This window comes from Acinetobacter sp. WY4, assembly GCF_018438165.1.
Classification (GTDB): Bacteria; Pseudomonadota; Gammaproteobacteria; order Pseudomonadales; family Moraxellaceae; genus Acinetobacter.
The window spans coordinates 103218-114662 of record NZ_CP053948.1 but is presented as its reverse complement, the minus strand read 5'-3'; the positions used below and the strand labels follow the sequence as shown (position 1 = coordinate 114662).

12 protein-coding genes are annotated in these 11445 nt (G+C 45.7%); 3 read left to right on the top strand and 9 right to left on the bottom strand.

Features of this window, described 5'->3' with window-relative positions; translation table 11 throughout:
- Entirely contained in the window at window positions 1-495 is a 495-nt protein-coding gene (locus G4D73_RS15205; RefSeq protein ID WP_145758465.1) for a transporter, read from the bottom strand.
- A gap of 173 nt (window positions 496-668) precedes the next feature.
- Window positions 669-1798 (bottom strand): IS3-like element ISAcsp5 family transposase gene (locus tag G4D73_RS15200; protein ID WP_213687774.1). Its coding sequence is split into 2 segments (ribosomal slippage): window positions 669-1546 and window positions 1546-1798, totalling 1131 coding nucleotides; the frame shifts between segments, so codons are not numbered across the junction.
- Between the two features lie 301 nt (window positions 1799-2099).
- Between G4D73_RS15200 and G4D73_RS15195 the strand changes: the two genes are divergently transcribed.
- The 3 genes from G4D73_RS15195 to G4D73_RS15185 are packed head-to-tail and all read left to right on the top strand — an operon-like array spanning window position 2100 to window position 3846.
- The gene (locus G4D73_RS15195; RefSeq protein WP_180038963.1) at window positions 2100-2672 is read left to right on the top strand and encodes a nuclear transport factor 2 family protein; all 573 of its coding nucleotides are present in this window, start codon (window positions 2100-2102) and stop codon (window positions 2670-2672) included.
- Window positions 2648-3148 (top strand): chalcone isomerase family protein, encoded by a 501-nt coding sequence (locus tag G4D73_RS15190; RefSeq protein WP_180038962.1) that lies wholly within the window; start codon window positions 2648-2650, stop codon window positions 3146-3148. Before G4D73_RS15195 ends, G4D73_RS15190 begins: the two co-directional genes overlap by 25 nt.
- A gap of 11 nt (window positions 3149-3159) precedes the next feature.
- Window positions 3160-3846, top strand: coding sequence for a response regulator transcription factor (locus G4D73_RS15185; RefSeq protein ID WP_180038961.1), 687 nt, complete (start codon window positions 3160-3162; stop codon window positions 3844-3846).
- Between the two features lie 5 nt (window positions 3847-3851).
- Here G4D73_RS15185 and G4D73_RS15180 read toward each other — a convergent pair whose 3' ends face one another.
- From G4D73_RS15180 to G4D73_RS15150, 7 genes are read right to left on the bottom strand one after another with little or no spacing between them, the layout of a single operon-like run.
- On the bottom strand, window positions 3852-5186 hold the full coding sequence (locus G4D73_RS15180) for a sensor histidine kinase (protein WP_213687773.1): 1335 nt from the start codon (window positions 5184-5186) through the stop codon (window positions 3852-3854).
- A 39-nt stretch (window positions 5187-5225) separates the two neighbouring features.
- Complete coding sequence (locus G4D73_RS15175; RefSeq protein WP_213687772.1) at window positions 5226-6275, bottom strand: SAM-dependent methyltransferase; 1050 nt, start codon at window positions 6273-6275, stop codon at window positions 5226-5228.
- 8 nt (window positions 6276-6283) lie between these two features.
- Window positions 6284-7063 carry a DUF1295 domain-containing protein gene (locus tag G4D73_RS15170; protein WP_180038958.1) on the bottom strand — a complete coding sequence of 260 codons (780 nt, stop codon included), beginning with the start codon at window positions 7061-7063 and terminating at the stop codon, window positions 6284-6286.
- A 25-nt stretch (window positions 7064-7088) separates the two neighbouring features.
- Window positions 7089-8285, bottom strand: coding sequence for an SAM-dependent methyltransferase (locus tag G4D73_RS15165; protein ID WP_180038957.1), 1197 nt, complete (start codon window positions 8283-8285; stop codon window positions 7089-7091).
- Window positions 8282-9076 (bottom strand): DUF1365 domain-containing protein, encoded by a 795-nt coding sequence (locus G4D73_RS15160; protein WP_180038956.1) that lies wholly within the window; start codon window positions 9074-9076, stop codon window positions 8282-8284. The genes G4D73_RS15165 and G4D73_RS15160 overlap by 4 nt, the downstream gene beginning before the upstream one ends.
- 9 nt (window positions 9077-9085) lie before the next feature.
- On the bottom strand, window positions 9086-10369 hold the full coding sequence (locus G4D73_RS15155) for an NAD(P)/FAD-dependent oxidoreductase (RefSeq protein ID WP_180038955.1): 1284 nt from the start codon (window positions 10367-10369) through the stop codon (window positions 9086-9088).
- The gene (locus tag G4D73_RS15150; RefSeq protein WP_180038954.1) at window positions 10366-11352 is read right to left on the bottom strand and encodes an acyl-CoA desaturase; all 987 of its coding nucleotides are present in this window, start codon (window positions 11350-11352) and stop codon (window positions 10366-10368) included. Before G4D73_RS15150 ends, G4D73_RS15155 begins: the two co-directional genes overlap by 4 nt.
- Between the last annotated feature and the right edge of the window lie 93 nt (window positions 11353-11445).

Below are 11445 nucleotides of genomic sequence, written 5' to 3'. Positions count from 1 at the left end.
TTACCATAATTTTTCAGGGTAAAAATTGATTTTCAGGTTTCGTTCTAACTTGAGCTTGAAGTTTTTAGGCAAACCAAAATATTTTTTATAAGTTCTTTGAGTCAATTTTTTAACACAACGCTGCGGTTTTGACTCCACTCTCATATGTTCTGATAACTTCAGACTTAAGGCCTCGGACAATTGAGTAAAAAAACAAGTAAATAGCACAGCATGCACCTCTTTATGTTGGTGCTTTTTAACCTCTTCAGTTTCTTCAGGAGCTACATCAATTGTATCGAGTAACCACTTTAAAATTTCAAATTCATCAACGTCTTGATTGTCTTTTGCTGCCTGGTCAAGCATTCTTTTGATTTCATCATCCATCTTATTTTTAAGATCCAATACAAAATCTTGAATAAAGTCTGGTAAATCTAATATCAAAACGTAACTTAACTTGGTGAAAACTTCAGTTAGAACTTCAGGTGTTTTTTTTGCATGCCCAATTTTTTCTATCATGACTCTCTCAATCGATACTGGCTATACAAGCTCAATACAGTTGAAATGGTTAATTTCTAAATTTACTACTTAGGCCTAACAGAATATCTTTAGCCTAAATAAATAATGTGGTTCCGTTAATTAGACCACTCAATTTAGTTTTATAAGTGATAAATCCGCTCTAAATATTTAAATTATGCTGCCATTACTTTTAGTAAATGTTGATCATAAAATTCATCCGGTGTTGCCTTATTCAAACTTGAATGAGGACGTATCATGTTATAAAAATCCAAATATTCAGCAATTGATTGTTTCGCTTGTTTAACCGTATCGTAAGCCTTCAAATAGACTTCCTCATGCTTCACGCTGCGCCATAAACGCTCAATCATCACATTATCCATCCATCGTCCTTTCCCATCCATACTGATACGGATATTTCGCAATTTTAACTCATTCAAAAATGCCTCGCTTGTGAATTGACTGCCTTGGTCTGTATTAAACACCTCAGGACAACCATATTTCACAATTGCTTCTTGCAACGCATCTATGCAAAAGTCTGTTTCCATACTGATCGATACTCGATGAGCCAGTACTTTACGACTATGCCAATCTATAATTGCACACAGATAGACAAAGCCTTTAGCCATAGGAATGTACGTGATATCTGTACACCAGACTTGATTAGAGTGATCGATGACCATGTTTTTCAACAGATATGGGAAAATACGGTGTGCAAGATTAGGCTTACTGGTATTGGGTTTTGGATACAAGGCATGTATTCCCATCAAGCGCATTAAACGTCGCACTTTACGCCGACCTATTTGATGTCCTTGACGCTGTAGCATATCTCGTATCATTCGACTGCCCATAAATGGGTAGTCGAGATGAATTTCATCGATTAGACGCATCAAACTCAAATCAGTTGATGAAATCTCTTTGGGCTTGTAATACAACGTACTGCGATTGATTTGAATCAATTGCGATTGTTGTCGTACCGAAAGTTGATGGGTCTTATCGATCATTTTTTGCCGCTCAGCTGCCCTATTTTTCTGAGCGCACCTTCTAAAAAATCAATTTGCAATGCCTGATGTCCTATCTTGGCATGTAAAGCTTTGAGGTCAATCTCTGGTTCTTGTTGTGCTGTTGGTCGTGAAAAAATATTGACTGATCGCTCAAGCAGTTGATTTTCCCAATCAATTATTTGGTTTTGATGTAAATCGAATTGAGTAGAAAGTTCAGCGAGTGTGTGGTCGCCTTTAATTGCTGCGAGAGCAACTTTAACTTTAAACTCTGCTGAATGATTACGACATTTTCTTCGTGTCATGCTTGACTCCAAAAACAAGCATTTCCCATGCTTATTGGGGAGTAGATTATCACTTATAGGCGTGGTCTAAAATCCTAGAACCACATCAAAGCATTCTCGTGGCTTTAAATTATGAATTTCTGCTTTCTGCGAAAAGTTGGGGAATGTCAAAAAAGGCTTAGACAGGACTGAGGATATACACGTTACTCCATCATTAAAGAGCTTCTGTTTACTGCTCATTTAACAGCCTTTCATCCTCTTCACATTCTGTTCACGACTTTCGGCCTAAAGTATCAGCATAGACCTAATACGGATAGCCAATATGAAACATGTCAAAAAAATACTGCTAGCTACCTTGTCCTTACCGCTACTAGTTTTAGCTGGATGTAAAAGTATTCCTAGCTATTCAAGTGATTATGCAAAATCCAGAAACCAAATTCAGGGAACTGCGCTGGATCAGGCTAAAGCCCAAGACATCGGCATACGCTTTACCTCAGCATTTAATACTTTGGGTACACCTGCATTTATTGAACGAGCCGGATCACTCTATGCCGATCAGCTGTTTATTAACGATACCTTATCCCAATTTTCATCACGTCAAAATCTACTCCAACATTTTCAAGGGATGAACAAGCGTGTCAGTAACGTGAATGTCAAACTATTAAATACCTCCTATTACCAAGACTCTGCCTACGTGCACTGGCATATGACCTATGACTTTAAAATGTTTGGCACGACTCGAACTATGGATTCTTTTGGGATCAGTGAAATCAAAGTCAACAGAGACAATAAGATTATTTTCCAGCAGGATTTCTGGGATCCGGCCAATGGCCTGTATCGTTCTTTACCTTATGTTGGAGGAGCATATTCATGGGTACTGCCATTCAAAAAGTAGTATTAAGTACGGGACTACTGATGCTCTGCAGTTTCAGTTCATGGTCACATGCCCAGAATATGAATCAGTGTGGTCGTGGTCCACTTTTGGTGGCTCAGAAACAGGTTGGCGTCGCCCGTTATTATGCTCAGAACTGTACAAAACCCTGGCAAGGCCAGAATATGCAGATTGATTTTTCCTATACACAGAATATTCCGGAATGGGCTTTCAAGCGTGCAGCGACCCATTTTCTGAAGCGTAATGAGCGAGAGTCTAAACACTTAATAGTATTAGATAGAATTACTCAGCTTTATAAGCCGGTAAAACCGGGTGATCTTTATCGTTTAAGCTATCAAGCCGAGACACAGACCCTGACCTTGATGCTGAATCAGCAGGTACTAGGCAATCTTCAGCATCCTCTAGCACAACAATATTTTAATATCTGGCTGGGTTCGCAGCCATTTAGTGCTAAATTAAAACAGCAATTATTGAATTAGTCTCTGCCGCTATGTCGAAACATTTTATCCTGATGGTCGAAGACCATTATGAACTGGCCTCTACCTTATGCGAGTTTCTGGAAGAACATGATTTTGTAGTGGATCATGCCCGCAATCTGAACGCTGCACGCCAGCTACTGAAACAGCAGCGCTATCATATTTTGCTTCTAGACATTAATTTACCTGATGGTTCAGGTTATGAACTGTGTGAATGGCTGCGTCATGAGGAAGGGTTGGATTTACCCGTACTGATGTTGACGGCGCGCGATACGCTGGATGACAAACTCAAAGGTTTTAATTCCGGCACGGATGATTATCTGGTTAAGCCCTTTGATTTTAACGAGCTGGTGGTTCGGGTCAAAGCTCTGATTAAACGTTCTTTAGGTGAGGTATCCAGTGGCCGGCTACAGATTCATGATCTGATTTTGGACCCGGCCAGACAGCAACTGACGCGAGCCGGCCAGACCATTGAATTACCCCCTATCCAGTTCAAACTCCTGAAATTGTTAATGCGTCATTCACCTAAGGTCCTAACCAAACAGGAAATCATGATGGAGCTTTGGGGAGATGCAGAACCGGAAAGCGATGCCCTGCGCAGTCATATCTATAATCTGCGTAAAATGGTTGACAAGCCTTTTGAGCAGAAACTGATTCATACCATCTCCGGTGTCGGTTTAAAGATTGCTTTAGAAGCCTAAGCTTTTCAGGCGAAAACCTCGTTTAAATACACCACTACAATCAGTCCGGTGGTCATTGTCAGATCAACATCCTGATGGGTGCTAAGATAATATTGCCGGTCAAACAGTTCCACCCGCCAGCCCAGCTGCTTGCACAGTTTCTGTACCAGTTGCAGACCAATGCCGTGCCCTTTGATTTCTAGTTGTAGTTGCTGGTCGGACAGTTCCTGAACTTTGGAGTTATTCGGTAAGGGAATACCCACTCCATTGTCAGCAATCAGCACTTTATTTTTTTGCAGAATGACATCAATTTCCGTGCCTTGCGAATAATTCAGTGCATTGCGCAGGATATTGCCAAACACCATTTTGGTCATTGACGGGTACATTTTACGCGGCTGTTCATCCAGGTCTTTTTGTAGGTCGATCTGCATGCCTTTGTTGTGGCTGACACTGTCCAGATCCTGTACCAGATTCTCCAGACATTCTGACAGCATAGTGGGCTCGGCTATCAGGGTGTTGGTGGTATTTCGGGCGATGGCCAGTAAGGTATCGACCAGCAGCTGCATGTCTTCAATAGTGTTGTGCAGGCGGGTAAAGGATTTGTTGTTACCATAGCGTGCCTGACACAGTTGCACATTGCCTTTTAAAATCGTCAATGGGGTGCGCAGTTCATGACTGACATCACCGGTAAACTCACGTTCACGCTGAATAAATGCACTCAAGACCTGATGGTATTTTTCTAATGCCTGCTTCAGGTATTCAGCTTCCAGATTGGAATCAGTGCGAATGTCCTGAAAAGGTGAAGCCTGATTTTTCTGATGTTCCCAGTCGATATGTTCCAGCGCATTGGCCAACCGGGTAATCGGAGAAAAATAACGTTTGGCGCGACGGTTCCACCACCACAATACGCTGTACAGCACGAACAAACTGACCATCAGTGGTGCCAGACCAAACAGCCAGACCAGTTTGTTGACGTTACTTTCGCCAAAGACCAGCAGCACATGCTGCCGATTTTTTTCACCGTAGACGGTCATGCGCTCTTTACCATCGACAAAATGCCGATTGACGCCCTGCTCGAACTGCATGTGCTGAAACTGCATAGGAGGGGTATCATACCAACGATAACCATATAGGTTTTTGGTGTCGGGAAGTTCGGCGGCCGGATTGCGTTCCAGCCGCTGCCAGTAGTGTGACATTTCCTGTTCCAAGGCGGTGCGCAGCAAAAAGCCTTTAATCACCCAGGCACTACAGGCAATGCCAATCACCACCGACAAGGCAATGAATCCGATTTGCAGCCAGTAATAGCGGTTAAACACCTCACCCAGAGGATGATCGCGTTTGTCCCTAAACAGCTTTAACATTGATCAATTCCCCGTTGGCGCATCCGATTCAGCGTTTAATTATACGGCTTTCTTTTTAAACAGAAAGTGGCCGATCACCCACTCGTGTCCATGGTCATAACCGAATAATTCGGCACAGGCCATAAAGAAAATCCGCCAACGTTGCCACCAGATGGTAGCATCTGCGCCATAGGTCTGTTCAAACAGGGGCTGCAGCTCGGCCTGCTTTTGGTCCATATTCTCCAGCCAGGCATTTGCGGTGCGTTCATATTGGGTGCCGGCCCATTGCCAGTGCTGTTCCAGCTGCAAATGCTGCTGGAAATGCAGGAAAGTTGAAGCTGCCGGCATCAGACCGCCACTAAAGAAATATTTCGACATCCAGTCAAATTCATTTTTAACTTCAAATAGATAATGCAGGAAACGGTGACAGAAAATATGGCACCAGAGCAAGCCATCGTCTTTCAGCCAGCTGCTGATATTTTCAAACAGTTTCTGGTAGTTGCGCACATGCTCAAACATTTCCACCGAAACCACACGGTCAAAAGCAGCCGGTTCCAGTTGCAGTACATTGACATCACAGGTGACCACTGTCAGGTTCTGCAGTTTTTTCAGACGGGCCTGTTCCTGAATATACTGGCGCTGGGTTGAGGAGTTCGACACTACGGTAATCCGGGCGTTAGGATAATGCTCGGCCATATACAGACTGAGTGAGCCCCAGCCACAGCCAATTTCCAGAATATCCTGCCCGTCCTGTAGTTGCGCACGCTGGCAATAGCTGGCCAGTGCGGCTTCTTCCGCCTGATCCAGTGTGGTATGATCATGTTCAAACAGGCTGGCGCTGTATTTCAGCCGCTTGCCTAGCACCGCCTGAAAAAATGCGGTGGGCAGTTCATAGTGCTGTTCATTGGCTTTGTCGGTCTCGATGGCAATTGCGCTGTTTTTCAGCATATGCAGCACATCCATATAACGCTGTGCCGCCAGTGCCGGGTCAAAGCGCCCTTCCTGTGCCAGACGTTTTTTGCTTAAAGTGCGAATGCCTGCGCGAATCACGGCATCGGGCAATTTACCCTTTTCAACCAGTTTTAAAGATTGTTGAATCATAAAGTCCATGTATTTACCTACTCTTTGGGTGGCCACGGAATAAACATTGAAGTTCGTCGTTGATAAGCTTTGTAATTTTCGCCGCGATGGGCCAGTGCCTGTTGTTCACTAAACGGAATGCCAGTAATGTAGTACAGAAACAACCACATCAGCAGCGGATAGAGCCACAGTTCATAGACTCCTGCCGCTAGACCGAGAACCGGATAGGCAAACCAGTGTAACCATTCAAAAAAATAGTTCGGATGACGTGAGTATTTCCATAAGCCCCGATCCAGGGTTTTGCCCTTATTCTGGGGATCCAGCTTGAAGCGGTAGAGCTGCTGGTCGGAAGTACTCTCCCCGATCAGCGCCAGCAGCATGATCATGCCTGCCACCAGTACGGTATAGGGGGTCCAGTCATTCCACTGCTGGACCGGAATATTAAGCAACTCCAGCATCGGATAGGAAAACAGTGCCACCAGCCCGGCCTGAAACATAAAAAAGGCCAGAAAACCGAGATGCTGATAATCTCCCATGGCCCTGCGCATATTGGCATAGCGGGTATCTTCTGCAGTTTCACTGGCATAACGGCGCAGCAGATGCCAGGTCAGGCGTAAGAACCAGATTCCGCTGAACACGCCCAGAAATACCCGGATCAGCAGCGGTGCAGTTTCCATGACCCAAGCAGGGATGATGACATTGAGTGCAATACAGAAACTCCAGGCCACATCCACCAGTCCGGCACGCTGGTTATAGGTCACTAGCAGCCAGCTACAGAACATGATAAAGACATTCAGCACCAGTAAATTCAGCAGCATAACAGCCCTCCTGTTTTATCTTGGCTTAGTAAGCACTGGCTTCGAATAACAGATGCACATCACTGATTACGCCTTCGCGGAAACCACCTTCGCAATAGCACAGATAAAAATCCCACATACGGATAAAGGACTCATCAAAACCAAGCCCCATTACCTGATCACGTTGCTCCAGAAAACGTTGGCGCCAGCAGTGCAAGGTTTGGGCATAACTCTGGCCGATATCTTCCAGATGCTTGAGACGCAGTTTTTGCTCGGAAGCTGCTTGGGTCATGACACTGATGCAAGGAATAAAACTGCCCGGGAAAATGTAACGCTTGATATAGTCCACGGTATTCAGGGCTTTGGCATAGCGGGCATCTTCAATGGTGATGGCCTGAATCAGTGCCAGACCATTCGATTTCAGCAATTCACGGCATTTGTTGAAATATATCGGTAAATACTGCTCACCTACAGCCTCGATCATTTCAATCGACACCAGCTTGTCATATTTGCCTTCCAACAGACGGTAGTCTTTCAGCTGGACATCCACGCGATGGGATAGTCCGGCTGCCTCTATTCGCGCGACCGCTTCATCATATTGTGCTTGGGAGATGGTAATGGTGGTTACCTTACAGCCATAATGCAGTGCTGCGTAAATGGCAAAACCACCCCATCCGCTGCCAATCTCAACTAAATGATCCATCGGTTTCAGCTGCAGTTTCTGGCAAATCAGTTCTTTTTTATAATCGGAGGCCTGTTCCAGACTCATGCCCGGTTCTTTAAATACCGCACTGGAATACATCATGCTGCTATCTAGGAACAGCTTGAAAAAGTCATTGCTCAGGTCATAATGCTCGGCAATATTTTTACGGCTGCCATCAATTGAGTTTTTGCGGGATTTGTACCAGGTCTTTAACAGGAACTGACTGGCCTTGGCCAGCGCATTCTGGTTCATCCGGTCCAGCACATCACGGTTACGCGCCAGAATGCGAATCACATTGACCAGATCTTCACTGCTCCAGTAGCCGCGAATAAAACCTTCAGCAGCACCGAGTACGCCATTACGGAACAGCAGATCCATCAGCCTAGCATCATGCACCTGAATCACGGCATACAAATCACTGCTCTCTCCCACAATCCCGTTCCAGGCGCCTTTAAAAATCAGCTGACCATGACGTAATTTCAGCAGATGGCGCAGTACCACCGGCATTGTGCTTTCTTCTCCCATAAACAGTGTTTTCATCGCAATGTGTTTCCTTTTTCTTTTTTAGGATGTCGGTAAAATGGAATTTTCTTCTTCCACAAGCGAAAGGCATGCAGATAAATTCCACCGACCATCCTGAAGGGCTCAAGAACTTTCAGCACAGCATAGCGATGCTGTTGTGAAGGAACTGTGATGGCTTGCAACGAAAATTGCATGGTGGCATCAAATTGCAAGATTCCTTGCTGAAACAGCTGCATATGAATCACATTGTTTTGATCGGAAAAGCTGAAGCGCCAGCGGTAATCCAGCGCCATCGGCATGAATGGCGACACATGAAAGGCCTTCTTGAAGTCAAACTGGTGACTTTGGTACGGTGCATATTCAGTTGCATTGTGCCGACAGTCGTGAATATAGACCTGACGTTCATTCCACGGTGTATTGGTAATTTCACTGAGGACAAAGATCAGCTGGTCGGTGGCATCAAAGACCAGATAAAACACCACAGAATTAAAGCGAAAGCCGAGTGTACGCGGCAGAGCCAAGACCCGGATGGATGCGGCATGCGCTAACAGGTAGTTTTCCCGCTTGATCAGCAGACGTGCGACCTTCTGCCGAATCGAACCACATTCCATGGTCAGAAAATCACGTTCGTCCAGAGTGAGGAAATTCCAGCGATTGCAAGACCAGAGCCAGGATTTTTGGGTAAAGCTTGAGAGCTGATCCGGATCAAAGTATAGATAGGTCAGCCGGGTCTTAAAAGCATGCGCTTTAGGCAAGAAACGGCGATGCCGGATTTCCGCAGAGGCAATCGCCAGTGGAAACATTTGCATCATATCCTCCTAGGCGGCCTGCTCGGTCTGTTTTAAGAGCTGATCGACCACCCACGCAGCGCTACGGGCACCATCTTCATGAAAGCCCCAGCCCCAGTAAGCGCCACAGTATGAGGTGCGGTTCTGGCTATTGATCTCGGCCCAGCGTTCTTGTGCTTCAATCGCGCAGGCATCAAACACCGGATGACGGTAATGCCGTTCGACCCAGACCTTTTTAGGATCCAAGGCAAAGTTAGGATTCAGGGTGGCAAGAACCTGAGTCTTGCATTGCAGGTTTTGCAACTGGTTCATCCAGTAACTGAAACCATAGTGCATACCGCTGTGCTGGAATGGCGTCTGTTCAGCTGCCTGACTTGGGGTGACATGCACATGCCAGCTGGCCCATTGACGACGGGATTTGGGCATGATGCGGGTATCAGAATGCACCACCATGCGGTTAGCCTGATAGCGGAACTTGCCCAGCACGTCCAGCTCCTGCACTGTCGGGTCTTTAAGTAATTTCAGGCTGTCGTCAGCATGACTAGCAAAGATCACCCAGTCAAAACGCTCACTGCCCTGTGCTGTTTCAACCAGTACATCATTGGCACTACGGGATACCTGATGCACAGCAGTTTTGCGGAAAGTAATATTGGCCTGGGACTGAATCGCACGAACGTAGCGAGCCGATCCACCCTTGACTGTAAGCCATAAGGGCCGGTCTTTCAGTTGCAACATGCGATGGTGCTGGAAAAAGCTGACCACAAATTTATAGGGAATCTGTCCGGCTTGTTCCACCGGACAGGACCACAGCGCCCCACACATCGGATAGAGATGTTCCTGGCGGAAAGCTTCGGAATAGCCATGTTGATTTAAATACTCATCAATACTGAGCTGTGCATCGACCTGCTCCACATCCAGATCTTTATTCGCCGCATAGAAACGGAAAAGATCCGACAACATCGCGCGAAAATCTGCGTTAAAAAAGTTTTGCGGTCGGAACAACAGCGAGAATTTTTTTGACGGATTGTACTGCAAGCCGCTGACCTGATTATTCACCGAAAAGCCCATGTCACTGCTTTGTGATTGAATCCCAAGTTCTTTCAGCATTGCACAGAACAGCGGATAGTTATGCTCATTGAACACAATAAAGCCGCTATCCACCGCGACCTGTTCACCGTCTATATTCAGCTGATGGGTATCGGTATGACCGCCGAAGTAATTATTCTTTTCGAAGACTGTGACTTCATGCACTTTGCTGAGTTTCCAGGCAGCATACAGACCGGAAATACCTGAACCAATAATTGCAATTTTCATGGTGATTCCTTCGATTGAATTTTTTGAGTGCCTGCCGTAGCGGCTTTTTTCTGTTTTCGAGCCTGAGCTATTTTACTGACTTCATAGACCCGTGCCGGAATGGGCTTGATTCCCCAGACCATTCCGAACCAGGACATGAGTTTTAGTAGGTAATAAGTCACATCAATCTGCCACCAGTAAAAGCCCTGCCGGGTACTTCCAGCATAATAATGGTGGTTGTTATGCCAGCCTTCGCCCAAAGTAATGATGGACAGGAATAAGTTGTTGCGGCTGTGATCATCCGTGTCAAAATCCCGGCTGCCATAATGATGCGCCAGTGAATTGATACACAAGGTGGCATGGATCAGTAACACGGTAGACACGACAAAGCCCCAGACCAGCAATTGCAGGCCGGACGTACCGAGTTGCGGCCAGGTGATGGCCAGCCAGTACCCGAGTGCATAAATTCCACCCGCGGTCAGCAGTACCACAATTAAACTGAAACGATCTAGCCAGATAAGTTCCGGATATTTCAGCCAGTCCTTGATCACTTCTTTACGCGTAGCAAAATTATATTCATTCAGAAACCAGCCAACATGGCTGTACCAAAAACCATGCGTGGAGGAATGCGGATCTTGCAAGGTATCGGTATAGCGGTGGTGATAACGGTGATGCGCCGCCCACCATAGCGGACCACGCTGTGCACTCATGGTGCCAATCAGCACAAACAGGAACTGTACCGGGCGGGAGGTCTGAAAAGTTTTATGCGACAGATAGCGATGAAAAAAAGCCGTGATGGAAAACATGCGGATCAAGTAGAACGCGAGCATAAAACCAAGCGCAAACCAGGATACCCCGACCCAGAACACAGCGAAACAGGCCAGATGCAGCAGAATAAAGGGCAAAATACGGATCCACCGAATCTTGCTATTTTCAGCAGTCAGTGTTTCGGTTGGTGTCGATATAGACCAGCTATCTATCCATTGCATCAGACTTTTCAACATGGACTCATCCTATTTCAAGCAACTGTCTTTATTTCATTTGATGAGTGTAATCAGTCAGATATGAATTTTATGTGAAGTGAAAAAAAAGCCGAA

What these genes read in the sequence shown, in the direction of transcription:
- G4D73_RS15205 (WP_145758465.1), bottom strand. Translation starts at nt 495, where the DNA reads ATGATAGAAAAAATTGGGCATGCAAAAAAAACACCTGAAGTTCTAACT.
- G4D73_RS15195 (WP_180038963.1), top strand. Translation starts at nt 2,100, where the DNA reads ATGAAACATGTCAAAAAAATACTGCTAGCTACCTTGTCCTTACCGCTA.
- G4D73_RS15190 (WP_180038962.1), top strand. Translation starts at nt 2,648, where the DNA reads ATGGGTACTGCCATTCAAAAAGTAGTATTAAGTACGGGACTACTGATG.
- G4D73_RS15185 (WP_180038961.1), top strand. Translation starts at nt 3,160, where the DNA reads ATGTCGAAACATTTTATCCTGATGGTCGAAGACCATTATGAACTGGCC.
- G4D73_RS15180 (WP_213687773.1), bottom strand. Translation starts at nt 5,186, where the DNA reads ATGTTAAAGCTGTTTAGGGACAAACGCGATCATCCTCTGGGTGAGGTG.
- G4D73_RS15175 (WP_213687772.1), bottom strand. Translation starts at nt 6,275, where the DNA reads ATGGACTTTATGATTCAACAATCTTTAAAACTGGTTGAAAAGGGTAAA.
- G4D73_RS15170 (WP_180038958.1), bottom strand. Translation starts at nt 7,063, where the DNA reads ATGCTGCTGAATTTACTGGTGCTGAATGTCTTTATCATGTTCTGTAGC.
- G4D73_RS15165 (WP_180038957.1), bottom strand. Translation starts at nt 8,285, where the DNA reads ATGAAAACACTGTTTATGGGAGAAGAAAGCACAATGCCGGTGGTACTG.
- G4D73_RS15160 (WP_180038956.1), bottom strand. Translation starts at nt 9,076, where the DNA reads ATGCAAATGTTTCCACTGGCGATTGCCTCTGCGGAAATCCGGCATCGC.
- G4D73_RS15155 (WP_180038955.1), bottom strand. Translation starts at nt 10,369, where the DNA reads ATGAAAATTGCAATTATTGGTTCAGGTATTTCCGGTCTGTATGCTGCC.
- G4D73_RS15150 (WP_180038954.1), bottom strand. Translation starts at nt 11,352, where the DNA reads ATGTTGAAAAGTCTGATGCAATGGATAGATAGCTGGTCTATATCGACA.